The sequence below is a fragment of the Streptomyces sp. NPDC111628 genome (genome assembly GCF_055635195.1).
Genome location: NZ_JBVKBZ010000009.1, coordinates 156,373 through 180,680 on the forward strand (window position 1 = coordinate 156,373; position 24,308 = coordinate 180,680).

A 24,308-nucleotide genomic window follows, 5' to 3' on the forward strand; every position below is an offset into this window, starting at 1 on the left:
TTATGCGAGCAGATAACCGCAGGTAGGAGCCTTGATAACCAGTCGATAGCGAGGTTATACGGGTCATTTGTAGAGTGTGGCCACGCGCATTTCTCATTGCTGCCGGAGAAAGAGAGGACCCCTTCCCTCTTCCCGGCGGGCGCTCCCTCAGCGCTCCCTCCTTTCCCCTTCATTCATTGGAGAGCCGCCATGCCGCCCAGTGACATCGCGTACGCCGAGCTGTACGTCGCGGACGACCGGGAGGCGTCCGGCTTCCTCGTCGACAGCCTCGGTTTCGTCCCCCTGGCGGTGGCGGGCCCCGCCACCGGTACCCACGACCGCCGGTCCACCGTGCTGCGCAGCGGTGAGGTCACGCTCGTGGTCACCCAGGCGCTGTCGCCGGACACCCCGGTCGCCCGGTACGTGGAGCGGCACGGCGACTCCATCGCCGACCTCGCCTTCGGCTGCGACGACGTGCGCTCCTGCTTCGACCGCGCGGTCCTCGCCGGTGCCGAGGTGCTGCAGTCCCCGACGCCCTCCCACCGGGCGGGCCAGGACGCGTGGTTCGCCACCGTCGCCGGTTTCGGGGACATCCGGCACACCCTGGTCCCGGCGGGGGGCGGGGGCGGCGCGGGGCTGCTGCCGCCCGACCGGGACTGGGCGCTGCTCCCGGCCGCCACGGGCCGCACGGGGCCGCGGCCCCTCCTCGACCACGTGGCCGTCTGCCTGGAGTCCGGCACGCTGCGCAGCACCGCCGAGTTCTACGAAGCGGCCTTCGACATGCCCTACTACTCCTCCGAGTACATCGAGGTGGGCGAGCAGGCGATGGACTCCATCGTCGTGCGCAACGCCGGCGGCGGCATCACCTTCACGCTCATCGAGCCGGACGACACCCGGGTGCCGGGCCAGATCGACCAGTTCCTGAGCGCCCACGACGGGCCGGGCGTCCAGCACCTGGCCTTCCTGGTGGACGACATCGTCGGCTCGGTCCGCTCGCTCGGCAACCGCGGCGTGGCCTTCCTGCGCACCCCGGGCGCCTACTACGACCTGCTCACCGATCGGGTCGGCGCGATGGCCGACGCCATCGAGGACCTGCGCGAGACCAACGTCCTCGCGGACCGCGACGAGTGGGGCTACCTGCTCCAGATCTTCACCCGCTCGCCCTACCCGCGCGGCACCCTCTTCTACGAGTACATCCAGCGCAACGGCGCCCGCGGCTTCGGCAGTTCCAACATCAAGGCCCTGTACGAGGCCGTCGAGCGAGAGCGGGAAGTGGCCGACCGATGACCCCCACCGTCCGGCACCCCGCGGAAGCCGGGAGCCCGGCGTCCGCGGGGACCGGGACCCGGGGGTCCGCCGAGCCCGGGCCCGCCGCGCCGGTGGCGCCCGCGGAGCCGGAAGCGGTGGTACCGGGGGAGCGGGCGCCCGCCCTGCCGGGGAACGCGGCGCCCGCGGAGCCCGGGGCGGTGGGGCCCGAGGGGTCCGGGGCCCCGGCACGCGTGACGGCCGGGAGCCCGGCGGGCGGCAGCGGTGGCCAGGTGCGGGAGCCGCTCGCGCTCGACGACTTCGCGCGGCTTGCGCGCGGGCAACTACCGGCGGCCACGTGGGACTTCATCGCGGGCGGGGCTGGGCGGGAGCGGACTCTCGCTGCCAACGAGGCCGTTTTCGGGGCCGTACGGCTGCGGCCCAGGGCGCTGCCCGGCATCGAGGAGCCGGACACCTCCGTGGAGGTACTCGGCTCCCGGTGGCCGGCGCCCGTGGGCATCGCGCCGGTGGCCTACCACGAACTCGCCCACCCCGGCGGCGAACCGGCGACCGCCGCGGCGGCCGGCGCGCTCGGACTCCCGCTCGTCGTCAGCACCTTCGCGAGCCGGAGCCTCGAAGAGGTGGCCCAGGCGGCGGGCGCACCGCTGTGGCTCCAGCTGTACTGCTTCCGGGACCACGAGACCACCCTGGGCCTGGCCCGCAGGGCCCGCGACAGCGGCTACCAGGCGCTGGTACTCACCGTCGACACCCCGTTCACCGGCCGCCGGCTGCGCGACCTGCGCAACGGCTTCTCGGTCCCCGCCCACATCGCCCCGGCCAACCTGACCGGCACGGCGGCGGCCGGCAGCGCGAGCCCCGGTGCGCACAGCAGGCTGGCCTTCGACCGCCGCCTGGACTGGTCCTTCGTGGCCGACCTGGGCGCGGCGAGCGGCCTCCCGGTGCTGGCCAAGGGCGTGCTGACCGCGGCGGACGCCGAGGCCGCGGTCGCGGCGGGCGTCGCGGGCATCGTCGTCTCCAACCACGGCGGCCGCCAACTCGACGGCGCACCGGCGACCCTGGAGGCGCTGCCCGAGGTGGTGTCCGCCGTGCGCGGACGCTGCCCGGTCCTCCTCGACGGCGGCGTACGCACCGGCGCCGACGTCCTCGCCGCCCTGGCTCTCGGCGCCCGTGCCGTCCTGGTCGGGCGGCCCGCGCTGTACGCGCTGGCGGTCGGCGGCGCCGCGGGCGTGCGCCGGATGCTCACCCTGCTGACCGAGGACTTCGCCGACACGATGGTGCTCACCGGCCACGCCGCGACCGGCACGATCGGCCCGGACACCCTGGCCCCGCCGCACCACGGCCCGCCGCACGACGCCCCGCCGCACGACGGTCCGCACATCGCGCCCCGCCCGGCGCCGTACCGAGACAGGAGCCACGGATGACCACCACCACCCCAGCGCGCACGGACCGGGACGGCGTCCTGGCGCGGACCGCCCTGCACCCCAGCCTCTCCGCCCCGCTGCTCGACACGATGAACTTCCTCAACGAGGTGACCCTCCGCTACCCGCAGGCGATCTCCTTCGCCCCGGGGCGCCCCTACGAGGGGGACTTCGACGTCGCACGCGTCCCCGGGTACATCGAGACCTACCTCGACCACCTGCGCGAGCGCGGCCACTCCGAGGAGCGCGTCCGCACCGCGCTCTACCAGTACGGCGAGACCGCCGGGCAGATCAGGGACATCGTCGCCCGCATGCTCGAGGTGGACGAGGACCTGACCGTCGACCCCGCCTCCGTGGTGGTGACGGTCGGCTGCCAGGAGGCCGTCCTGCTCACCCTGCGCGCCCTGTTCACCGGACCGGACGACGTGCTCCTCGTCGACAGCCCCGCCTACGTCGGCATCACCGGCGCGGCCGGCCTGCTGGACATCCCCGTGGTACCGGTGCCCGGCACCCCCGACGGACCGAGCCCGGAAGGGCTCGAACGCACCGTCCGGGAGATCGAGGCGAGCGGCCGGCGCGCCAGGTGCCTGTACGTCGTGCCCGACTGCTCCAACCCGACCGGCGTCAGCATGCGCCGCGAGGCCCGCACCGCCCTGCTCGACGCCGCCGCGCGGCTGGACCTGCTCCTCCTGGAGGACAACCCCTACGGGGTGTTCAGCCGGGTGCGCCGCCCCACCCTCAAGTCCCTCGACACCGAACGGCGCGTCGTCTACCTCGGCTCCTTCGCGAAGACCGCCTTCCCGGGCGCCCGCGTCGGCTTCGTCGTCGCCGACCAGCTCGTGGCCGGCGCGGACGGGCGGCCGCCCGGTCTGCTCGCCCACGAACTGGCCAAGGTCAAGAGCATGGTCACCGTCAACACCCCCACCCTGAGCCAGGCCGCGGTCGCCGGACTGCTGCTGCAGAACGGCGGGGGACTGCGGGCGGCGAACGAGGCCTCGGCCCGCCACTACCAGTCCACGATGCGGTGCCTGCGCGACACCCTCGCCGCCGAACTGCCTCCAGGTTCACCGGAGTCGGACGGCGTGCGGTGGAACGACCCCGACGGCGGGTTCTTCCTGACCCTCGACGTGCCCTTCGAGGCGGACGAGGCCGCGCTGGACGTCTCCGCGGAGAAGTACGGCGTCATCTGGACGCCGATGCGCCACTTCCACCTGGACGACGCGGGCGACCGGCAGATCCGGCTGTCGTGCAGCTACCTCACCACCGACCGCGCCGCCGAGGGGGCGACGCGGCTGGCCCGCTTCGTCAAGGACCGCGCGACGTCTAACGGTTGAGGTCGCTGTCCTTCACCAGCCCCGCCTCGTAGGCGATGATCGCCGCCTGCACCCGGTTGCGGACCTCCAACTGGGTGAAGATGGCGCTGACATACGTCTTGATCGTGCCCTCGACCAGATGCAGCCGCTGCGCGATCTCCGCGTTCGACAGCCCCGCCCCCAGCATGCCGAGGACCTCCTGCTCCCGCTTGGTCAGCAGCGTCGTACGCTCCCCCGACACCTCCGAGCGCGGTGAGGGGGCCCGGCGGAGTTCGGTCATCAGCCGCCGCGCCACCAGCGGGGAGAGGCAGGAGCCGCCGGACGCCACCGCCCGTACGCCGGAGATCAGGTCCCGCGGGTCGGACGCCTTGAGCAGGAACCCGGCCACGCCCTGGTCCAGGGCCCGTTCGATGTACCGGTCCTCGCCGAAGGTGGTGAGGACGACCACCGCGGTGTCCGGGTTGGTGGTCCGCATCTCACCCGCGGCCGTCAGGCCGTCCATCTCCGGCATCCGGATGTCGAGCAGGGCCACGTCGGGCCGGTGCTTGCGGGCCAGTTCGACCGCCTCCCGCCCGTCGGCCGCCTCGGCGACCACCTCGATGCCCGGCTCGGTCGTCAGGATGGAGCGAACCCCGGCCCTGATGATGGTCTCGTCGTCGGCGAGCAGTACGCGAATCATCCGATCCTTCCCTGGTGGTCAGAGCGTGTCCTTGGCCATGAGGACATCATCCTTGAAGCACAGCCGGTACATGGCGCCGCCGAAGTCGAGCAGACCGCTGCTCGCCCGGTAGTACTCGCAGGTCGTGCCGGCCGGGACGGACGGCTCGGAGGTGACCGGCGGCGGCTTCTTGATCCGGCGCTCCGGCAGCGCGGGCGCCAGATCGGCGCGGGTCTCGCCCACCCGGATCCGGGCGTAGTCCTCGGGGGCGAGGGACGTGGTCGCCGAGGTGAAGACGTAGAGCCCGCCGAGGAACGCCACGATGGCGGCGCCGAGCACCGCCGGGATCAGCGCGGCCCGCCGGGCGTCCCGCCTGATCCGGGCCCGGGTGCGCAGCAGCGCGGCCCGGGAGGCGCTGCGCCGCGGCCCGGAGGCGGCGGGCAGGTCCGCCGCGCCGGCCGCGGCCCGCCCGTCGTTCCCGGCCGTCGCGGCCCCGGGCACCGTGCCGCCGCCCGTGCCGTCCCCGTCGGCCGGGCCCGGCGAACCCGGCTCCGGCGGTTCGGTGGACCGCGACGGCGAGGAGGCGCCGCGCGGCAGCCGCGCGTACACCTCGAAGCCGCCCGCCCGCGGGCCCGTGCGCAGGGTGCCGCCCGCGAGCCGGACCCGCTCGTCGAGGCCGATCAGCCCCGACCCGCTCCCGGTCGCCGGAGCACTTCCGCCGCGCTCCGGCCGCTCGTTGACGACCGACACCACCGTCTCGTCCGCGGTGTGCGTCACCCGTACGTCGATGGGGGCGCCCGGCGCGTGCTTGGCCGCGTTGGTGAGCGCCTCCTGCACCACCCGGTAGGCCGCGAGGTCGGACAGCAGGGGCGTGCCGGGCCGGTCCCGGGCGCCGTCCTCCTGGAACCTGACCGGCGTACCGGACCGCTGGAAGCGGCGCACGAGCTGGGCGACGGACTCGTCGGCGGGGGTCAGCGACGGATTGGGGTCCTCCCGCAGCAGCCCGATCACCTCGTGCAGCCGCTCGGTGGCCATCGTGCACCGCTCCCGCAACTGGCCCACCGACTCCCGGTGCTGCTCCGACAGCCCGGGGGCCAGTTCCAGGCCGCCGGCGAGCAGGGCCATCACGCTCAGCTCGTGGCCCAGGGAGTCGTGGATGTCCTGCGCGATCCTGGCCCGCTCCTTCATCCTGGCCTGGTCGGCGATGTAGCGCTGGCGCCACTCCAGTTGCTCGGCGTGCTCCCAGCCGGCGTGGGTCAGCGCGGTGCGCTGGCTCCACCAGTTGCCCGCCCACCAGGGCAGCACACAGGCGACGAACTCGGTCATCAGCAGGCTCAGCCAGTCCTTGCCCTGGCCGACGGTGCCCACCAGCAGGAGCCCGGCCACGGCGACACAGAGGAACACCAGGTGCGCGGGCCACAGCCGGGTCAGTCTGCGGCCCGCGAGGCAGCTCAGCACCACCGTCGCCATCGCCGGCCACAGGTTCGCCCCGAACCACGGATAGAACAGCGTCAGCAGCGCCGCGAGCAGCAGGGACAGCAGCGGTGCGGTGCGCTGCACCACGACCGCGGCCGCGATGAGCAGACAGGCGGTCAGCCAGGCCACCGGCGCCGTGCCGAGCGTCCCGGTGGCGAACGCGGAGGGCACGAGCAGCACGAGCAGCAGCACGAGATCGGCGCGCCGGGTGAACGGGCGCTCGGAGCCAAGGACCCGTACAAGCGATTCGATTCGTCGGCGCACGGCCTGCCATCGGTGCATTCCAGCACGCTACAAGAGCGGCCCCGGCCGCCGGATCTGCCGAAAGTCGACTGCGGTCGTTGCCGATCGCCAGATGTTTCGTGCCCTTTCCCCTCCCTAGCGTTGAGGACGTGACTTTGGAAGGAGCCACCAGGCGATGATCACTTTGGACCGACTGACCAAGCGGTACGGCGACAAGACGGCCGTCTCGGACCTCTCGTTCGAGATCAATCCGGGAAAGGTCACGGGATTCCTCGGCCCGAACGGCGCGGGAAAGTCGACGACGATGCGCATGATCGTCGGTCTGGACGCGCCCACCTCGGGCCGGGCCCTGGTGGGCGGCAAGCGGTACGAGGAGCTGCGGCACCCGTTGCGGGAGGTCGGTGCGCTGCTCGACGCCCGCGCGGGCCACCCCGGCCGTTCGGCCCGGCACCACCTGCTCGGCCTGGCCCGCAGCAACGGGATCCCGGCGTCCCGGGTCGGCGAGGTCCTTCAGACGGTGGGCCTGTCCGAGGTGGCGAACAAGCGCATCGGCTCCTTCTCCCTCGGCATGGGCCAGCGGCTCGGGATCGCCGCCGCCCTGCTGGGCGACCCCAAGGTGCTGCTCTTCGACGAGCCGGTCAACGGACTGGACCCGGACGGTGTGCGCTGGGTCCGCGAGCTGATGCGTTCCCTCGCGGCGGAGGGCAGGACGATCTTCGTGTCCAGCCACCTGATGAGCGAGATGCAGGAGACCGCCGACCACCTCCTGGTCATCGGCCGCGGAAAGATCATCGCCGACGCGCCGATCGAGGAGGTCATCGCGGGCAGCTCGCTGACCGCCGTACGGGTGCGGACCCCGCAGCCCGACGTGCTCAGGCGGGAGCTGCTGGAGTTCGGGCTGCGCGTCGAGCCGAACGCGGACTCCGCGCCCGACGAACTGCTCGTCGTCGGCGGAACCCTGGAGGAGATCGGCGACCTCGCCTTCCACCACCGCGTTCCCATCCACGAACTCAGCATGCGCAAGGCCAGCCTGGAACAGGCGTACATGGAACTCACCGCCGCGAGCGTGGAGTACGGCTCTCCCGCGCTCTCCCAGGTCACCGAAGTCCCGGACCACCAGAAGGCGTAACTGGATATGACTACTACAACCGTCCCCAAGCTCGTGGGTCCCGTGAAGGGCGGCGGCTTCAAGGGTGCCGTCGCGTTCGAGTGGACCAAGTTCTGGAGCGTGCGGGCCACCTGGTGGAACCTGGCCGTCGGCCTGCTGCTCACCGTGGCCTTCGCCGCCATGGTCGGCGCCTCCGCCGACGCCAGCGCGAAGAAGGGCGTCGACGTCACGATGCCCGCCCCGCACCACGCCTCGCAGGCCTTCCTCATCTCCCAGCTGACCATCGTGGTGCTCGCCACCCTCGCCCTCACCAGCGAGTACTCCAGCGGCTCGATCCGCACCACGCTGCAGAGCGTGCCCGCGCGCGGCCGGATGCTGCGCTCCAAGACCCTGGTCGTCGCCGCCGTCGTGGTCGCCGCGGGCTTCGTCTTCAGCCTGCTGGGCACCCTGGTGGCCGCGCCCCTGATGGGCGACTACGGCGACTACAGCAGCGGCCAGCTGTTCGGCACCGCGCTCGGCGCCGGGGTCTACCTCGCCCTCCTCGCCGTCATGGCCATCGGGCTCGGCACCGTCCTGCGCAGCGCCGCGGGCACCATCACGACCCTCATCATGGTCCTGCTCGCGCTGCCCCAGCTGATGGGCGTCGTCGGCGCCAAGTGGCTGGAGACCGCCTCGGACTACATGCCGAGCGTCGCCGGTACCGTCCTGCTGACCCAGGACAGCGACCCCTACGGCGCCGGCACCGCGCTGCTGGTCCTCCTGGTGTGGGCGCTGGCCGCCTACGCCGCCGGCACCGCGGTCCTGCGCCGCCGCGACGCCTGACGCCCCACCCGTCCTGGCTCCCGAAGGGGCCGTGCTCCGGCAGCCGGAGCACGGCCCCTTCGTCGATACCGGTGCGATAAGGGGCCCATAGCGCGTCCCGCCAAGGTGGTGGAGCCGTATCCGCCCCCCACCTTGGAGGCCGCCCGTGCGCACCACGACCAGGACCCGGACCACGCTCGCCGCCCTCGGTGCGGCGCTCGCCCTCGGCGTCGCCGCCGCCCCCGCCCAGGCGGCCCCCGCGGACAAGCCCCAGGTACTCGCCTCCTTCACCCAGACCAGCGCGTCCAGTCAGAACGCCTGGCTCGCGGCCAACCGGAACCAGTCCGCCTGGGCCGCCTACGAGTTCGACTGGTCCACGGACCTGTGCACCCAGGCGCCCGACAACCCCTTCGGCTTCCCGTTCAACACGGCCTGCGCGCGCCACGACTTCGGTTACCGCAACTACAAGGCGGCGGGCAGCTTCGACGCCAACAAGAGCCGCATCGACAGCGCCTTCTACGAGGACATGAAGCGCGTCTGCACCGGCTACACCGGCGAGAAGAACACGGCCTGCAACAGCACCGCCTGGACCTACTACCAGGCCGTCAAGATCTTCGGCTGAGCAGAGCCGACCGAGCCTGCCGAGCCGAGCAGCGCGGGCCCGGGCCGAGGAGGGGAAGACGCATGCGCAGCGTCGTCATCGTGGGCGCCGGAGTGATCGGCCGCTCCGTGGGGCTCGCTCTGCGGCGGCACGGCGTGACCACGTACCTGACCGACGCCGACCCCGAGGCGGCGCTGGCGGGCGAACGCTGCGGGGCCGGCTTCGCGGCGCCGCCGCCGCGGCAGGCCGACATCGCGGTGCTCGCGGTGCCGCCCGACCAGGTCGCGCCGGTGCTCGCCGAGCACCAGAAACTCGGCACGGCCCGCTGCTACACCGACGTCTCCGGCGTCAAGGTGCGTCTGCACCGGGAGGTCAGGGCGCACGGCTGCGACCTGGCCTCCCTGGTCAGCGGCGCCCCCGTGGTCGGGGGCAGCGGCCCGGTCCGGGCGCGGGCCGACCTCTTCGACGGCAGGCCCTGGGCCCTCACGCCCACCGAGGCCACCGGGAACCTCGCCCTGAACTGCGCGCTGGAACTGGTCGCGCTGTGCGGGGCGGTCTCGGTGCTGCTGGACCCCGAGACCCACGACCGCGCCGTGGCCCTCGTCTCGCACGCCCCGCACCTGGTCGCGAGCCTGGTCGCCGCGCGGCTGCTCGGTGGCGACGAGTCGGCCGTACGCCTCGCCGGCCAGGACCTGCGGGACGTCACCAGGACCGCGGACGCCAACCCGGAACGCTGGGCCCGCATCCTGACCGCCAACGCCGGTCCCGTCGCCGACCAGTTGGACGACTGGGCGGCCGAGGCGCAGGCGATGGCCCGCGAACTGCGCGACGCCGCCCGGTCCGGGGACACCGACGGCCCGGTCCGGCTGCGGGAGACCCTGCGCTTCGGCGTGGCCGGACGCGCCCGTATCCGGGAGCCGCACACCCCCTCGCCCTGAGCCGGGGGGCGACGGACCGCCGTGGACCCCGGCACCCCGAGGACCCGCGCCACCACCGTCATCCGGCACCACCGATGGAAAGGACACGACCATGCGTGGAATCCTGCGCGCCACGGCGCTCACCGCCGCGATCGGCGCGGTCGCCCTGCTCCCGACGACGGCCGCCTCCGCCGCGCCCGCCGGGGCCGCCGCGCCCGCCGGGCCCGCGGCCTCCGGCTGTGTCACGGACAGCGAGACCGGGGACAACGGCCGGGGCGAGATCACCGTCTGCGTCGAGGACGGCGAGGTACGGGTGACCGGTCACGTCGAGGACCTCAAGCCCGGCGGCCCCTTCAACGGAGGGGACTCCGGCTGCGTGGGCTGGTGGATCGACTGGGAGACGGCGTCCGGCCCCGACTCCAGCACCACCCCGCTGGCCTGCCCGCACTTCACCGACAAGCCCTACGTCGAGTTCGACTACGACCCGACCGATTCGGAGTACGGCCCCAAGGACGTCACGGGCGTGGCGGACACCCATCTCACGATGGTCTTCATGTGACGGTCCCGCCCGCACGCCCGGCCCTGTCGAAAGGACAGGGCCGGCGCGCACGGCGGACGACGGAAGTCCAGGCGCTTCACCGGTCGGCCCACGGAGATCGCATCCACTTGTGACGACCAAGGTGATGAAACCGCCGTTGCCGCTTCCACCTCGTGTTTTGCGCTCCTAGCGTGATCGGTGTTCCTGCTTCCGACGAAGTGAGCGCTGATGCCGAACGTGATGGGAGCCGGTCGTCCGGCGCGCCGGTGTGCCGCCCTCGTGGCGGCCCTGCTGCTGGCCCTCGTGTCCTTCGGCGCGGGCGCCCCCGGCACGGCCGCCGCGCGGGCCGCACCGGCCGCCGACGCCGCGTGGACCGCGTCCGCCCTGCCCGCGCCGACCGGCGCCCTGCCGGTCGGGGTGCGCACCGCGCACCTGCGTGACACCTCCCGGCGCGATCCCTGGAACCCCGACCGGTACCGCGAGCTGGCCCTCTCGCTCTGGTACCCGGCGCTGCCCTCGCGGGCGCCGCGCGCCTCGTACGTCACGGCCCGGGAGTCGGCGCTGATCCTGCGCTTCCACCACGTCGAGGGCGTGCCCGCCGACCTGCTCGGCCGCATCCGCGTCCACGCGCGCACCGCCCCGCCGCCGCTGCCCGCACCCGCCCGCGGGCTGCCCCTCGTCCTGCTCTCACCGGGCTTCGCGCTGCCCCGCTCCTCGCTGACCGGGCTCGCCGAGGAGCTGGCGAGCCGCGGGTACGCCGTCGCCGCGGTCGACCACGCCTACGAGGCCCCGGCCATCAGCCACCCCGACGGTCGGGTGACCGGCTGCCTGGCCTGCCGACGGCACCCGGAGGGCGCACGGGTCGCCGCCACCCGCGCCGCGGACCTCCGCTTCGTGCGCGAGCGGCTGCTGCGGTCGCCGGGCGCCGTGGGGCTGCCGCGGCTCGACCCGTCGCGGGTGGCGGTGGTGGGCCACTCGATGGGCGGCGCCGCGGCCTTCGAGGCGCTGCGCACCGACGCCGGTTTCGCCGCCGCGGCCAACCTGGACGGCACCGTCCACACCGGCGGGAGGAGCCCGGTGGACCGGCCGTTCCTGCTGCTCGGCGCGGGCGAGCACGGCCGGCCCGGCGCCGACCCCACCTGGCAGCGGGCCTGGCGGGACCTGACGGGACCGCGCCGCTGGCTGTCGGTCCGGGGCGCCGGGCACCTGTCCTTCACCGACTACGCCCGGCTCCTCGAACGCACCGGCACGGCGGGCGAGGAGGTCACGCTCGGCGCGGCCGACGCCGGGCGCGTCACCAGGGAGCTGGTGGTGGCCTTCCTCGACGAACGGCTGCGCCGGTACGGCCCCCGCCTCGACACCGCCGCCGGGCAGGACCCGGAGGTCCTCACCCACGGACGCTGAACGGCCCGCGGGAAAACGGATCGATATCGGAAGGAAAAACGGTCTCAGTACCTTGACCGGGGTCGGCAGGGTCCGCGACCCGCGCAGAGTCTCCAGCCCGACGCTCCCGGAAGGAATGCGACGTGACCAATCCGTTCGAAGACGCAGACGGCCGCTATCTCGTGCTGGTCAATGATGAGGGTCAGCACTCGCTGTGGCCGTCCTTCGTGGACGTGCCCGCCGGGTGGACGGTCGCCCTCGGCGAGTCCGACCGGGAGGCGTGCCTGGAGTACGTGGAGAAGAACTGGACCGACATGCGGCCCAGGAGCCTCGTGGAGGCGATGAGCACCGGCAACTGACCGGACACGACGGCCCGTACGTCCCCGGAGGGGGGCGTACGGGCCGTCGCCGTCTCCGGCTCAGTCGGTGAGGGCCACGGCGACCGGCGCCGCGGTCTCCAGGGACCCCACGGCCGTCAGGCAGTGGGACGCGTGCAGCCGCACCAGCTCCTGCCACTGGAAGCGCATCCCGCCCCAGCGGCTGCGGCCGACCGCCTCCAGGAGCTGCGCGTCGACCAGGGTCTCGATCAGGTCCTCGGCCTCCAGCAGGTCCGTGCCGAGCACCCGGGCCGCCTGCGCCGCGTCGAAGTCCGCGTCGCCGAGGCGGCTCAGCTCCCGGTAGGCGAAGGCCACCCTGGGGTCCAGCTCCCGCATGCTGCGGTCCAGCCGGGCGCGCAGCGAGTCCTCCCCGATGCTGAGGGCCGCCAGCCGGTCGCCCGAGCGTTCCAGCCGGGAGACCAGGTCGAGCACGCGCCAGTGCGTCTTGGTGAGCAGCCTGGCCGCGGCGGCCCGCAGCGCCAGCGGCGAGTGCCCGCACAGTGCGGCGAGCCTGCTGGTCGCCTCGGGGACGTCCTGCGCCCGTGAGTCCCGCAGCACGCCGGCCAGCGTCTCCCGCGCCTCGTCGTCCGACAGGGGCGCGACCCGCAGCCGGAAGGTGCGGTACTTCTGCATCAGCTCGTCCAGGTTGGCCCGGCCGGTGATGAGTACGCAGCACCCGCCGCTCGTGGGCAGCAGATGACGTACCTGGGCGTAGGACGAGGCGTGGTCGAGCACGATCAGGACCCGCCTGCCCTCCAGCAGTCCGCGGTACCGCTCCGCCGCCTCCGCGGGCTCGGCGGGCAGCGGACCCTCTTCCCCCAGCTGGCGCAGGAAGTGGTGGAGCACCTCCAGCGGGCCGCCCTCCCGCAGGTCGGCGAAGAGCTGCCCGTCGGGAAATCTGTGCGCCGCGCGGTGCGCCCAGCTGATCGCCAGGCTCGTCTTTCCGATTCCGGGACTTCCGGTGAGGTAGGCGATGGCGGGCGGATTCTGCGCGGATCCGTCGAGCAGCACGTCATCCATCAACCACTGCTCCCGGCTACGCCCGATGAAGTAGGCGTCGCTTTCCGGAAGCTGACTCGGAACGGTCTGCTGCCGCTCTTTTTGCGCCGCGGCTATGCCGAGGACGCCGAGCTGTGGGAATTCGTCGCGCAGGATCGAGTCGTGCAGCGACTGGAGGTCGGTACCCAGTTCAAGACCGATCTCTTCGATGGAATGCCGCATTCCGTCGCGGAATGTCGTGAGTGCCTCCGCCCGCCGTCCCGAACGGTACTGAGCGAGCATCAGGTAGTAGCGCAGCCGGTCGCGCAGCGGGCAGGCACCCACCAGTGCCTGGAGTTCGCCCAGGACCGACTGGTGCTCGCCGAGTTGGAGGCGCAACGCCATGTGCTGTTCGACGGCCAGCATGCGCTGCTCGTCCAGCCGGGCCGCCTCGGTCTCGGCGAAGGGTGCGTGGACGCCGCCCAGGGCGGGTCCGCGCCACAGGGCCAGGGCCTGGCGCAGCGCCTCGGCCGCCGGGGCCGGACGGTTGTCCGCCGTCAGTTCGGTGGCTCTGGAGACCAGTTGTTCGAAACGGAGCGAGTCGAGTGAGTGGCCGGCGAGGCTGAGCATGTAGCCGGGTGTGGCCGTGATGATGGTTTCCCGTTCCCAGCCCGCGGTACGGAAGATTTTGCGCAGTGTGGCTATGCAAATGGCCACCTGGGTGCGGGCGGTACTGGGCGGACGGCCGTTCCAGACCTCCTCTATCAGGGAGTCGAAAGAAACGACCTGATTAGCGGAGAGAAGCAGTGCGGAGAGCACGGCCCGTTGCCGGGGACCGCCCACCGTAAGACCTCGGCCATTCATATGCACTTCGAGTGGCCCGAGCACTCCGAATTCGAGACCGGCGATCGGGGTTTCCTTTTGGGAGACTTCCGCATTGCCGATTCTCTGGTATATCGGTTCTATCAGCCGAAGATCCATGACCTCTTGATACCCCCGCGTCAAGTTGTGCTGATGTCTGCGTGCCGAAACTCTCCGAAGCCGTCGGGTGCCACGGGCATGAAGACTCCGTTACGGCCGGGTCAGCCGGGTTCACCGCTGGTCGGGGCCTCGTCGTCATGTCACTCACCTCCAGGTCCGGGTCGCTGCGTCAGGAGCTGCTGGTCTGTGCGTGGGTCCTCACTTCCCTTCGGTTCCATGCGTCCGGACCGGTGGCCGGGCGGCGGTGCGAGGGGGGAGCGTCGCGAAAGTCGCGGTCGTGGTTGCCGGTGCGGCGCTGCCTGCGACCCGGCCCAATCTGACCTGCGGATTTTTTCCTTCGTAGCCGGCTCCCCCCTGCCTGCAGTCGGAATAATACGGATCTTCTTTGAATCCAACACTCAACTTTCGGCAGGTCTCTGCCCTGGCTTTCGTCAGTGCGCCGTTTGCTATTCCCCGATGGCCTGGATTCGGCCCCGAGGTTACCTGTCGGTTACTTTCGCCGCCGATTGCGTAAGGAATGTGAAATCCGCTGGTGGCGGCGGATGCCGGGGCTCGTCCCGGTGCCGTGGCGGGTCGCCCGGCGAGCGGCCCGGAGGCGACTCCTCCACTCGCGCCGGTGCGCAGGTTTGGCCGGATCGTGTCGTTCCGGTCGGTGCGGGGCACAGAAAGACGGAGGGGACGCCCGGCACGGACCGGGCGTCCCCTCCTCTTCACCGGGCGGTACGGGGGTCGACCGCCCGGTGGGCTCAGTCGGCGTCGAGACGACGCCGCATACGTGCCCACACGAACTCCAGCACCAGCCCGGCGACCGCCGCACAGGCGACCGCCGCCCACGGCGCGGTGACGCCGACCAGCTTCAGCTGGAAGAACTCCTGGAAGTAGGGCACCACCAGCACCACGGCGAAGCTCACCGCCATGGTCAGCACCAGCAGCACGCGCCACCAGGTGTACGGGCGGGCGATGACGGCCAGCGCCCACAGGGCCGTGAGGAACAGCGCGAGGGTCGCCGCCGAGGTCTCGGCGTCCAGGTTGTCGTCGTACACGGACCGGGCGATCAGATAGGCGACCGAGGTGGCGGTGGCCGCGAGCGCGCCGGCCGGGATCGCGAACCTGAGGACCCGGCCGACGAAGTTGGACCGGGCCCGCTCCTTGTTGGGCGCGAGGGCGAGGAAGAACGCGGGGATGCCGATGGTCAGCGACCCGACCAGGGTGATGTGGCGCGGCAGGAACGGATAGGGCACCTGGGCGATCACGACGACCAGCGCCATCAGCACCGAGTAGACGGTCTTGGTGAGGAACAGGTTGGCCACCCGCTCGATGTTGCCGATGACCCGGCGCCCCTCCGCGACCACCGAGGGCAGCGCGGAGAAGTTGTTGTTCAGCAGGACGATCTGTGCGACCGCCCGGGTGGCCGGACTGCCCGAGCCCATCCCCACGCCGATGTCCGCGTCCTTGAGCGCGAGGACGTCGTTGACGCCGTCGCCCGTCATCGCCACGGTGTGCCCGCGGGACTGGAGCGCGCCCACCATGTCCCGCTTCTGCTGCGGCCCCACCCGTCCGAAGACGGTGCTCTCCTCGACCGCGTCGGCCAGCTCCGCCGGGTCCTCCGGCAGGAACCGGGCGTCCACCGGCCGTTCCGAGCCGGGCAGCGACAGGCTCGACGCCACGGCCCCCACCGAGACCGCGTTGTCGCCCGAGATCACCTTGGCCGTGACGCCCTGGTCGGCGAAGTACTCCAGGGTGGCCTGCGCCTCCGGCCGCACACGCTGCTTGATGACGACGAGCGCGGCGGCGGTGACCGCGGCGGGCACGGCCGCGGGGTCGTCCATGAGCGCGTCCAGCGGCCGGTCGCTGCGTGCCAGGAGCAGCACGCGCAGCCCCCGGGCCCCGTAGGAGTCGGCGGCGGTCAGCACCGAGTGCCCGGCCGGCAGCATCGTGTCCGGCGCCCCCAGCAGCCACGCCGACTCCGTGCCGGAGGGCTCGACGAAGGAGGCGCCGCTCCACCGCCGGGCGGACGAGAACGGCGCGGTGGCGGTGCGCCGCCAGCCCTCGGGAGCGGGGTACGACTCGATGATCGCCTGGAGGCTGGCGTTGGGCCGCTCGTCGGCGGCGCCCAGGGCGCCGAGCACCGCGTCGACCGGCAGCTCCGGCAGCAGCGGGAGGACCTCGTCGACGTCCATCGACGCCTCGGTGAGCGTGCCCGTCTTGTCCAGGCAGACCGTGTCCACCCGCGCCAGCCCCTCGATGGCGGGCAGCTCCTGCACGAGGCACTGCTTCTTGCCGAGCCGGACCACGCCGACCGCGAAGGCCAGCGAGGTCAGCAGCACCAGGCCCTCGGGGACCATGGGGACGAGACCGCCCACCATGCGCCGGATCGCCTCCGAGAAGTTGTCGTCGTTCACCACGAACTGCGTGATGATCAGCGCGATGCCCGCCGGGACGATCGCGTAGGTGACGAACTTCAGGATCCGGTCGATGCCGTTGCGCAGCTCCGAGTTGACGAGGCTGAAGCGCCGTGCCTCGTCGGCGAGCTGCGAGGCGTACGCCTCCTTGCCCACCCGGGTGGCGGTGAACGTCCCCGATCCGGCCACCACGAAGCTGCCGGACATCACCGGGTCGCCGGGCTGCTTGACCACCGGGTCGGCCTCGCCGGTGAGCAGCGACTCGTCGACCTCCAGGTTGTCGCCCGAGGTGACCGTGCCGTCCACCACGATCTTGTCGCCCTGACCGAGGTCGATGGAGTCGTCGATGACGATGTCGGAGGCGCTGAGTTCGAGCCGTTGCCCGTCCCGCCACACCCGGGGCCGGCTCTCGCCGACGATCGCCAGCTGGTCCAGGGTCCGCTTGGCACGCACCTCCTGGATGATGCCGATCGCGGTGTTGGCGAGGATGACGCCGCCGAACAGGCCGTCCTGCACCGGTCCGACGATCATCACGATGACGAACAGCACGCCGATGATCGCGTTGATGCGCGTGAACAGGTTGCTGCGGACGATCTCCCCGATCGTGCGGCTCGACCGGGCCGGTACGTCGTTGACCTGCCCCGCCGCGACCCGTTCGGCGACTTCCGCCGCGCTCAGGCCGCCACCCCCGCCGACGCGGACCGCGCCCCCCGGCTCGTCCAACTGGTTCTTCATCCCTGACGCCCTCCGGGCTCGACTCCGCGCTCAGTTCCGGTCTCGGCTGCGTCCCCCGCGAAGTGACTGTAGGAGCCCGTCATCCGCCGTCACCAGGCACGAACGACGTCTCTTGGGCCTTACTTTCGACAGGGACGGATCTTGGCCCGGCGGGGCGAAAACCGATCGATATCGAGGAGAAAGTTGACGCTCCTACCGTCGTGCCCGCAGGCCCGGCGGGCATCGTCTTGCCCGCGTCCACCCCCACCCGAGGAGATCCCGACGCATGCGCGCACAGACGAGCGGACCCACCGTGACCGGGGACGACGTGCAGGGGCAGCTGGCGGAACTGCGGCGCAGCCACCCCGAGCTGCACGCCCTCGCCGACCCGCGACGGATCGCCGCCTGGGAGGCGGCCAGGGACAGCGCCCCAGGGCGCCACGACGACTTCGGCGCCGACGGGGAGGGCAGCCGGGGCGTGGAGTACGTACAGGCCCAGGCCCTCAACCGGCGCGCCCGCGAGACGGGGATCAGGAAGCTCCTCGGCTTCGCCGAAACCGCCCGCCGCACCGCGGACGGCGACCGGCCCGTCCTGGTCGACCTGCTCGGCGGCGACGGACTGGTGCGCAAGGTCTGCGAGGACCTGGGCATCGGCGACTTCAACATCCTCACCTGCGACGCGTCCCCCCACATGGTGACCACGGCGTGGTCGGCCGGCGTGCCCGCCCTGCTCCAGCGGGCCGAGCAGCCGCTGCTGCGCGACCACAGCGTCGACGCCGTACTGCTGGCCTACGGCTCGCACCACGTGCCGCCCTCGGACCGGCAGACGGTGGCCACCGAGGCCCGCCGGATGCTCCGCCCCGGCGGCACGTTCGTCCTGCACGACTTCCTCGTCGGCTCGCCCGTGGACGTGTGGTTCGAGGAGGTCACCGACGTGTACTCGGCGACCGGCCACAAGTTCCTGCACTTCACCCGGGACGAGATCGAGGGGTACCTGGAGAAGGCCGGCTACGACCACCGCGAGGTCGTGGAGATCGACGACCCCTACACCGCCGTCGCCGCCACCCCCGAGGAGGCGGAGCTGGAGATCGGCCGGTACCTGCTGAACATGTACGGCCTGGTCAAGGTCTTCGAGGGGCGCACCGAGCAGGAGGCGTACCGCTGGGTGGCCGAGACCGCCAAGGCCGTCTTCCGCTACCCGGACGCCGAGGACGGCCTCGCCTCCTGCGAACTGCGCCGCGAGGAGGCCACCGGCGGATGGCGCGTCACCATTCCGCGGCGCGCCGTCGTCGGAGTGGGCCGGGTCTCGGCCGCCGCCGGGAAGGCGGCATGACCACCCACGCCGCCGAGGCGCCCACGACGGACGAACAGGGCGCACCGGACGCACCGGACGCACCGGACGCGGCGGAGGCCGACGAGGCCGCCCGCGCCACCGTCCCGCACCGCGCCGCCGCCGCGGCACTCGCCCGCGAGCACGACGTCGTCCCGCTCCACCAGGAGTTCCTGGACGACTCGATCAGCCCCGTCACCGCCTTCGCCCAGCTGTGCGGACCGGACGAGGCGGGATTCCTGCTGGAGAGCGTGCCGGTCTCCGGCGGCGTGGCACGGTACTCGTACGTCGGCCACCGCCCGGCCCCGCTCGAGCCGCCCGGCGGCGACCCGCTGACCGCGCTGCGCCCCCACCTGGCCCGGTCCGTGGCCCCGGTGCCCGGACTGCCGCCGTTCCACGGCGGGGTCGTCGGCTACCTCGGGTACGAGGCGGCCCGCCACTTCGAGGAGCTGCCCCTGGCCGCCGGACCGCCGCCCGGACTGCCCGAGTCCGCCTTCCTCGCCGCCGACGACCTCGTCGTCTTCGACCACGCGACCCGGCGCGTCCTGCTGATGACCCTGTACCGCCCGGCCCGCGAGTCCTACGACGACGCCGTCGCCCGCATCGTGCGCCTCAACCGCGCACTGCGCCGGGCGCCGGCGCCCGCCGTCTTCTCCGGGCGTCCGCTCGCCGCCGCCACGCCGGCCGACCACGGGACGGACGGCTGGACCGCGAACCTCACCGAGGAGGGCTTCACCGGCCGGGTCGCCCGCGCCCGGGAGCACATCGCGGCCGGTGACGCCTTCCAGATCGTGCTCTCCCGGCGGCTCAGCAGGCCGCTGCGCGCCCGGCCGCTCGACCTGTACCGGCACCTGCGGGCCACCAACCCCTCGCCGTACATGTACCACTTGAGCCTGGGCGGCGGGCGGCACGTGATCGGCGCCTCGCCCGAGCTCCTCGTCAAGGCGGAGGGCCGCACGGTGCGCACCCGGCCCCTCGCGGGCACCCGGCCACGCCACCCCGACCCCGCCGAGGACCTGCGGCTGGAGCGGGAGTTGCGCGCCGACGAGAAGGAACGCGCCGAGCACGTCATGCTGGTCGACCTCGGGCGCAACGACCTGGGCCGGGTCACCGAACCGGGCACGGTACGGGTGGAGCAGCTGATGCGGGTCGAGCGCTTCTCCCACGTGATGCACCTGTCGTCCACCGTGCGCGGACGGCTCGCCGAGGACCGGGACGCGCTGGACGCCCTGCGCTCCGCCTTCCCCGCCGGAACGCTCTCCGGGGCGCCCAAGATCCGGGCCATGGAGATCATCGCCGAGCTGGAGCCCGAGCAGCGCGGGGTGTACGGCGGCGCCCTCGGCTTCGTCGGCGCGGACGGCCTGACCGACTTCGCGATCGCCCTGCGCACCATGGTCGTCGCCGACGGCCAGGTGCACGTGCAGGCGGGCGCCGGGATCGTCGCCGACTCCGACCCCGCGGCCGAGTTCCGCGAGACCCTGCACAAGTCGCGCGCCATGCTCACGGCCGTACGGCGGGCGGAGGCGGCGGCATGAGCGCCCCCACCGGCACCCGCGCGGGCACGGCGCCACGGGTCGCGGTGATCGACAACTACGACTCGTTCACCTACAACCTCGTCCACTACGTCGCCGAACTGGGCGGCCGGCCCACGGTGTTCCGCAACGACGCCGTCACCGTCGCCGACCTCGCCGGATTCGACCTGCTGCTGCTCTCGCCGGGCCCCGGCACCCCCGCCGACGCCGGGATCTGCGTGGACGCGGTCCGCGCACTCGGCCCACGGCTGCCCGTCCTCGGCGTGTGCCTGGGCCACCAGGCCGTCGCCGTCGCCTACGGCGGCTCGGTGGTGCGCGGCGAGCAGGTGCACGGCAAGGCCAGTGCCGTGCACCACGACGGCGGCGGGGTGTTCACCGGCCTGCCCGACCCGTTCACCGCCACCCGCTACCACTCGCTCGTGGTCGAGCCCGTCGGCCTGCCGGACGAGCTGACCGTCACGGCCCGCACCGCGGACGGCACGGTCATGGGCCTGCGCCACCGCACGTACCCGGTCCACGGAGTGCAGTTCCACCCCGAGTCGGTGCTCAGCCCCGAGGGCAAGCAGCTGATCGCGAACTTCCTGGAGTGCGCCGATGATTGAGTCACTGAGAACGCTCGTACGGCGGCCCCTCACCGAGGCCGAGGCGGCCGACGCGATGCGGGTGATCATGCGCGGCGAGGCCACGGCGGCCCAGATCGCCGGGTTCGCGCTGGCCGTCACGGTGCGCGGCGCCTCCGCCGACGACCTGGTCGGCATGGCCCGCGCCGCCCAGGAGTTCGCCACGCCGGTGCCCCGCGCGGGCGGCGAGCTGCTCGACACCTGCGGGACCGGCGGCGACGGGCTGAACACCTTCAACATCTCCACCGCCGCCGCGATCGTCGCCGCCGCCTGCGGGGTACGGGTCGCCAAGCACGGCAACCGCAGCGCGTCCTCCGCCTGCGGCAGCGCCGACGTGCTGGAGGAACTGGGCGTCCGCATCGACCTCGGCGCCGAGGAGGCCGCCGCCTGCCTGGACCGCACCGGGATCACCTTTCTGTTCGCCCCGGTCTTCCACCCGGCCTTCCGGCACACGGCGGGACCGCGCCGGGAACTGGGCGCGCGGACCGTCTTCAACCTCCTGGGCCCCCTGTGCAACCCCTCGGGCGCCCGGCTGCGCACCCTGGGGGTGCCGAGCCGCGAGCTGGTGGAACCGATGACCGAGGTCCTCGAACGGCTCGGCGTCACCCGCGCCCTGGTCTTCCACAGCGCGGACGGCATGGACGAACTGAGCACCGGGGCACCCGCCCACCTGGTCGAACTGCGCGACGGACGGCGCACCACCCACCGCTTCGACCCCGCCGAGCACGGGCTGGCCCGGTCCCGCCCCGGCGACCTGGCCGGCGGCGACCGCGCCGTCAACGCGGCCGTCCTGCGCCGTGTCCTGGCCGGTGAGCGCGGTCCCGCGCGGGACGTCGTCCTGCTCAACGCCGCCGCGGCGCTGCGGGTCGCCGACCTGGCCGGCACCTGGTCCGACGGGCTGCGGCTGGCCGCGTCCGCCGTCGACGGGGGCGCCGCCGCCGACCTGCTCGCCCGCTGGGCCCACGCCTCCTGGCAGCGGGCGGACCTGGTGGAGGTGCCGGCATGAACGGCATCCTCGCCGGCCTCGTCGCCGAGGCCGAGTCGCAGACCGGGCGGCGGCGCGCGCTGCGCACCGAGGCGAAGCTGACCGAGCTGGCCGCCGCGGCGCCCCCGGCCCGGGACTTCGCCGCCGCGCTGCGCGAACCCGGGCTCGGCGTCATCGCCGAGATGAAGCCCCGCAGCCCCTCCAAGGGGCCGCTCACCGACGACTACCGGCCGGCCGAACTGGCCCGCGCCTATCAGGGCGGCGGCGCCCACGCCGTGTCGGTGCTCACCCACGAGGCGGGCTTCGGCGGCAGCCCGGACCACCTGGCCGTCGCCCGCGCCGCCTGCGAACTCCCCGTGCTGCGCAAGGACTTCGTCGTCGACGAGTACCAGGTCCTGGAGGCCAGGGCGCTCGGCGCCGACGCCCTGCTGCTGATCGTCGCCGCGCTCAGTCCCGCACGGCTCGCCGCACTCCTGGCCCGCACCCGTGCCTGCGGCATGGAGGCGCTGGTCGAGGTGCACGACGAACGGGAGGTGGACGTGGCCCTCGCGGCGGGCGCCGACGTCATCGGCGTCAACCACCGCGACCTGCGGGACTTCTCGATCGACCGGACCCTTTCGGCCCGGCTGCGGGGGCGGGTGGGCACCGGGCGGGTCATGGTCGGGGAGAGCGGCGTCCGCGGCGCACCCGACGCCCGCGCGCTGGAAGCGGCCGGGGTGGACGCGGTCCTGGTCGGAGAACTGCTCATGCGGGCCGGCGACCCCGGCGCCACGATCAAGGAACTGGTCGGATGACAGCGAGCGACACACACACGGAACCCCACACACCCCCGGCCCACCCCGGCACGTCAACCCCGACCGGGCCCGGCACGGTGACTCCGGTCGGGACTGGCACGTCGGCCTCGACCGGGACTGGGACGGTGGTTCCGGTCGGGACTGGCACGTCGACCTCGACGGGGACTGGCACGTCGGCCTCGGTCGGGACTGGGACGGTGGCTCCGGTCGGGACTGGTGCGTCGGGCTCGGTCGGGACCGGCGCGGTCGCTCCGGTCGGGACCGGCGGGGCGATCCCGGACCGGCCCCGCACGTCGGCCTCGACCGGGACTGGCACGGTGACTCCGGTCGGGACCGGCACGTCGGCCCCGGCCGGGACCCGCCCCGCGGTCGATGTCGGGCGGGGCGGATGGAGTCCCGGCTCGTGGCGGAGTCGGCCGGCCGTGCAGCAGCCGGAGTGGCCCGACCCCGGGGAACTGCGCGGCGTGGAGGACACCCTCGCGCTCAGGCCGCCCCTGGTGCTGCCCGACGAGATCCTCGACCTGCGCCGCTCCCTGGCCCAGGTCGCCGCGGGGGAGGGCTTCCTGCTCCAGGCGGGCGACTGCGCGGAGCGGTTCGGCTCCTGCACCGAGGCCGGGGTGCGCGGCAAGCTGCGGGTCATCCTCCAGGTGGCCATCCTGCTCACCTACGGCTCCGGGCTGCCGGTGGTGAAGGTGGGCAGGATCGCCGGTCAGTTCGGCAAGCCCCGCAGCCGCCCCACGGAAACCGTCGACGGAGTCGAACTGCCCGCCTACCGCGGGGACATCGTCAACGGCCCCGAGTTCACCGCCGAGGCCCGCCGCCCGGACGCGGGCCGGCTGCTGAGCGCCTACCACCACGCCTCGGCGGCCCTGAACGTGCTGCGGGCGCTGACCCTGGGCGGTTACGCCGACCTCGGCCAGGTACACGACTGGAACCAGGAGTTCGTCCGGCGCAGCCCCGCCGGACAGCGGTACGAGAAGGCCGCCGACGACATCACCTGGGCCCTCAGGTTCATGTCCGCCTGCGGCCTGGACACCCGCTCCCAGGCCGCCCTGCACCAGGTCCAGCTCTACACCTCGCACGAGGCGCTGCTGCCGCAGTACGAGCAGGCACTGATCCGCTACGACGAGAAGCGGCGCGGCTGGTTCGACACCAGTGCGCACCTGCTGTGGATCGGCGACCGCACCCGCCGCGTCGACGGCGCGCACGTGGAACTGCTCGCCGGGGTGGACAACCCGGTCGGCGTCAAGGTGGGCCCCACCATGGGCGTCGCCGACCTGCGGGAACTGTGCGAACGGCTGGACCCGGACCGGGCGCCGGGCAGGCTCGTCCTGATCAGCAGGCTCGGCGCCGGGCGGGGCGCGGAGCTGCTGCCGCCGCTGTTGCGGGCGGTGCGGGACGCCGGGCACGCTCCGGTGTGGGCCTGCGATCCCATGCACGGGAACACCTTCGTCTCCGGGAGCGGCTACAAGACCCGTCGGCTGTCCGACATCACCACCGAGGTGGCCGAGTTCTTCGCGGTGCACCGCGAGGAGGGCCTGCACCCGGGCGGAATCCATCTCGAACTCACCGGCGACGACGTCACCGAGTGCCTCGGCGGCGACCTCGACGAGGTGCTGGACACCCACCTGGCCAGCCGGTACGAGACGGCCTGCGATCCCCGGCTGAACGCCGCCCAGTCGATCGAACTCGCCTTCCGCGTCGCCCAGTTCCTGCGCGAACTGCGCGGCGGAGCGTGAGGGCGGGGCGTGCGGGCGGGAGCGGGCGGAGCGTTCGGCCGCCCGGCCGTCGTACTGCCGAAGGTAAGTCCCGTACCTGACGAACGCCAGGTGCGCCGCCGTGAACGCTCTCCGTACCCTCGTGCGCAGGGGCCTGAAAATTCCCCCGCAGGCTC

20 protein-coding genes are annotated in these 24,308 nt (G+C 73.1%); 16 read left to right on the top strand and 4 right to left on the bottom strand.

Features of this window, described 5'->3' with window-relative positions; genetic code table 11:
• Nucleotides 1–189 precede the first annotated feature (189 nt).
• The 3 genes from hppD to ACZ7MF_RS38295 are packed head-to-tail and all read left to right on the top strand — an operon-like array spanning nt 190 to nt 3,997.
• Complete coding sequence (hppD, locus tag ACZ7MF_RS38285) at nt 190–1,266, top strand: 4-hydroxyphenylpyruvate dioxygenase (protein ID WP_471482753.1); 1,077 nt, start codon at nt 190–192, stop codon at nt 1,264–1,266.
• Nucleotides 1,263–2,666, top strand: a complete 1,404-nt coding sequence (locus ACZ7MF_RS38290; RefSeq protein WP_471482755.1) for an alpha-hydroxy acid oxidase — start codon at nt 1,263–1,265, stop codon at nt 2,664–2,666. Before hppD ends, ACZ7MF_RS38290 begins: the two co-directional genes overlap by 4 nt.
• The gene (locus tag ACZ7MF_RS38295; RefSeq protein ID WP_471482757.1) at nt 2,663–3,997 is read left to right on the top strand and encodes an aminotransferase-like domain-containing protein; all 1,335 of its coding nucleotides are present in this window, start codon (nt 2,663–2,665) and stop codon (nt 3,995–3,997) included. The genes ACZ7MF_RS38290 and ACZ7MF_RS38295 overlap by 4 nt, the downstream gene beginning before the upstream one ends.
• On the opposite strand, the gene absA2 is transcribed toward ACZ7MF_RS38295, so the two are convergent.
• Both absA2 and ACZ7MF_RS38305 read right to left on the bottom strand, forming a co-directional pair.
• On the bottom strand, nt 3,987–4,655 hold the full coding sequence (absA2, locus tag ACZ7MF_RS38300) for a two component system response regulator (RefSeq protein ID WP_109034853.1): 669 nt from the start codon (nt 4,653–4,655) through the stop codon (nt 3,987–3,989). The two genes, ACZ7MF_RS38295 and absA2, sit on opposite strands and share 11 nt — an antisense overlap.
• 18 nt (nt 4,656–4,673) lie before the next feature.
• Entirely contained in the window at nt 4,674–6,392 is a 1,719-nt protein-coding gene (locus ACZ7MF_RS38305; protein ID WP_471482759.1) for a sensor histidine kinase, read from the bottom strand.
• A 136-nt stretch (nt 6,393–6,528) separates the two neighbouring features.
• Between ACZ7MF_RS38305 and ACZ7MF_RS38310 the strand changes: the two genes are divergently transcribed.
• The 7 genes from ACZ7MF_RS38310 (at nt 6,529) to ACZ7MF_RS38340 (ending at nt 12,060) form a co-directional block, all read left to right on the top strand.
• A complete protein-coding gene (locus ACZ7MF_RS38310) occupies nt 6,529–7,482 on the top strand; it encodes an ABC transporter ATP-binding protein (RefSeq protein WP_003975592.1) in 954 nt (317 codons plus the stop codon).
• Between the two features lie 6 nt (nt 7,483–7,488).
• Nucleotides 7,489–8,283, top strand: a complete 795-nt coding sequence (locus tag ACZ7MF_RS38315; protein WP_471482761.1) for an ABC transporter — start codon at nt 7,489–7,491, stop codon at nt 8,281–8,283.
• Between the two features lie 145 nt (nt 8,284–8,428).
• Nucleotides 8,429–8,884, top strand: a complete 456-nt coding sequence (locus tag ACZ7MF_RS38320) for a phospholipase (protein WP_471482763.1) — start codon at nt 8,429–8,431, stop codon at nt 8,882–8,884.
• A 62-nt stretch (nt 8,885–8,946) separates the two neighbouring features.
• Nucleotides 8,947–9,801: a prephenate dehydrogenase gene (locus ACZ7MF_RS38325; RefSeq protein ID WP_471482765.1), complete on the top strand. Its 855-nt coding sequence runs from the start codon at nt 8,947–8,949 to the stop codon at nt 9,799–9,801.
• Between the two features lie 91 nt (nt 9,802–9,892).
• Nucleotides 9,893–10,339 carry a hypothetical protein gene (locus ACZ7MF_RS38330; protein ID WP_471482767.1) on the top strand — a complete coding sequence of 149 codons (447 nt, stop codon included), beginning with the start codon at nt 9,893–9,895 and terminating at the stop codon, nt 10,337–10,339.
• A gap of 207 nt (nt 10,340–10,546) precedes the next feature.
• Complete coding sequence (locus ACZ7MF_RS38335) at nt 10,547–11,722, top strand: alpha/beta hydrolase family protein (RefSeq protein WP_471482768.1); 1,176 nt, start codon at nt 10,547–10,549, stop codon at nt 11,720–11,722.
• Between the two features lie 122 nt (nt 11,723–11,844).
• Nucleotides 11,845–12,060, top strand: a complete 216-nt coding sequence (locus ACZ7MF_RS38340; RefSeq protein WP_003975599.1) for an MbtH family protein — start codon at nt 11,845–11,847, stop codon at nt 12,058–12,060.
• Between the two features lie 60 nt (nt 12,061–12,120).
• Here the strand turns inward: ACZ7MF_RS38340 and ACZ7MF_RS38345 are convergent, their stop codons facing one another.
• Nucleotides 12,121–14,037, bottom strand: a complete 1,917-nt coding sequence (locus ACZ7MF_RS38345) for an AfsR/SARP family transcriptional regulator (protein WP_471482769.1) — start codon at nt 14,035–14,037, stop codon at nt 12,121–12,123.
• A gap of 746 nt (nt 14,038–14,783) precedes the next feature.
• Nucleotides 14,784–17,174 (bottom strand): HAD-IC family P-type ATPase, encoded by a 2,391-nt coding sequence (locus tag ACZ7MF_RS38350; protein WP_471482770.1) that lies wholly within the window; start codon nt 17,172–17,174, stop codon nt 14,784–14,786.
• 265 nt (nt 17,175–17,439) lie between these two features.
• On the opposite strand from ACZ7MF_RS38350, the gene ACZ7MF_RS38355 reads away from it, so the two are divergent.
• From ACZ7MF_RS38355 to ACZ7MF_RS38380, 6 genes are all read left to right on the top strand, one after another.
• A complete protein-coding gene (locus ACZ7MF_RS38355) occupies nt 17,440–18,486 on the top strand; it encodes a class I SAM-dependent methyltransferase (RefSeq protein WP_471482772.1) in 1,047 nt (348 codons plus the stop codon).
• Nucleotides 18,483–20,018, top strand: coding sequence for an anthranilate synthase component I family protein (locus ACZ7MF_RS38360; protein ID WP_471482773.1), 1,536 nt, complete (start codon nt 18,483–18,485; stop codon nt 20,016–20,018). The genes ACZ7MF_RS38355 and ACZ7MF_RS38360 overlap by 4 nt, the downstream gene beginning before the upstream one ends.
• Entirely contained in the window at nt 20,015–20,617 is a 603-nt protein-coding gene (locus tag ACZ7MF_RS38365; protein ID WP_471482775.1) for an anthranilate synthase component II, read from the top strand. The genes ACZ7MF_RS38360 and ACZ7MF_RS38365 overlap by 4 nt, the downstream gene beginning before the upstream one ends.
• Nucleotides 20,610–21,641, top strand: a complete 1,032-nt coding sequence (gene trpD / locus ACZ7MF_RS38370; RefSeq protein ID WP_471482777.1) for an anthranilate phosphoribosyltransferase — start codon at nt 20,610–20,612, stop codon at nt 21,639–21,641. Before ACZ7MF_RS38365 ends, trpD begins: the two co-directional genes overlap by 8 nt.
• Complete coding sequence (gene trpC / locus ACZ7MF_RS38375; RefSeq protein WP_471482778.1) at nt 21,638–22,414, top strand: indole-3-glycerol phosphate synthase TrpC; 777 nt, start codon at nt 21,638–21,640, stop codon at nt 22,412–22,414. The genes trpD and trpC overlap by 4 nt, the downstream gene beginning before the upstream one ends.
• A 317-nt stretch (nt 22,415–22,731) precedes the next feature.
• Entirely contained in the window at nt 22,732–24,153 is a 1,422-nt protein-coding gene (locus ACZ7MF_RS38380) for a class II 3-deoxy-7-phosphoheptulonate synthase (protein WP_471482780.1), read from the top strand.
• Nucleotides 24,154–24,308 lie beyond the last annotated feature (155 nt).

Coding starts and splice junctions, on each gene's coding strand:
- hppD (WP_471482753.1), top strand. CDS start 190: ATGCCGCCCAGTGACATCGCGTACGCCGAGCTGTACGTCGCGGACGAC.
- ACZ7MF_RS38305 (WP_471482759.1), bottom strand. CDS start 6,392: ATGCACCGATGGCAGGCCGTGCGCCGACGAATCGAATCGCTTGTACGG.
- ACZ7MF_RS38295 (WP_471482757.1), top strand. CDS start 2,663: ATGACCACCACCACCCCAGCGCGCACGGACCGGGACGGCGTCCTGGCG.
- ACZ7MF_RS38350 (WP_471482770.1), bottom strand. CDS start 17,174: ATGAAGAACCAGTTGGACGAGCCGGGGGGCGCGGTCCGCGTCGGCGGG.
- ACZ7MF_RS38330 (WP_471482767.1), top strand. CDS start 9,893: ATGCGTGGAATCCTGCGCGCCACGGCGCTCACCGCCGCGATCGGCGCG.
- trpD (WP_471482777.1), top strand. CDS start 20,610: ATGATTGAGTCACTGAGAACGCTCGTACGGCGGCCCCTCACCGAGGCC.
- ACZ7MF_RS38335 (WP_471482768.1), top strand. CDS start 10,547: ATGCCGAACGTGATGGGAGCCGGTCGTCCGGCGCGCCGGTGTGCCGCC.
- ACZ7MF_RS38360 (WP_471482773.1), top strand. CDS start 18,483: ATGACCACCCACGCCGCCGAGGCGCCCACGACGGACGAACAGGGCGCA.
- ACZ7MF_RS38365 (WP_471482775.1), top strand. CDS start 20,015: ATGAGCGCCCCCACCGGCACCCGCGCGGGCACGGCGCCACGGGTCGCG.
- ACZ7MF_RS38315 (WP_471482761.1), top strand. CDS start 7,489: ATGACTACTACAACCGTCCCCAAGCTCGTGGGTCCCGTGAAGGGCGGC.
- trpC (WP_471482778.1), top strand. CDS start 21,638: ATGAACGGCATCCTCGCCGGCCTCGTCGCCGAGGCCGAGTCGCAGACC.
- ACZ7MF_RS38290 (WP_471482755.1), top strand. CDS start 1,263: ATGACCCCCACCGTCCGGCACCCCGCGGAAGCCGGGAGCCCGGCGTCC.
- absA2 (WP_109034853.1), bottom strand. CDS start 4,655: ATGATTCGCGTACTGCTCGCCGACGACGAGACCATCATCAGGGCCGGG.
- ACZ7MF_RS38345 (WP_471482769.1), bottom strand. CDS start 14,037: ATGGATCTTCGGCTGATAGAACCGATATACCAGAGAATCGGCAATGCG.
- ACZ7MF_RS38355 (WP_471482772.1), top strand. CDS start 17,440: ATGCGCGCACAGACGAGCGGACCCACCGTGACCGGGGACGACGTGCAG.
- ACZ7MF_RS38325 (WP_471482765.1), top strand. CDS start 8,947: ATGCGCAGCGTCGTCATCGTGGGCGCCGGAGTGATCGGCCGCTCCGTG.
- ACZ7MF_RS38310 (WP_003975592.1), top strand. CDS start 6,529: ATGATCACTTTGGACCGACTGACCAAGCGGTACGGCGACAAGACGGCC.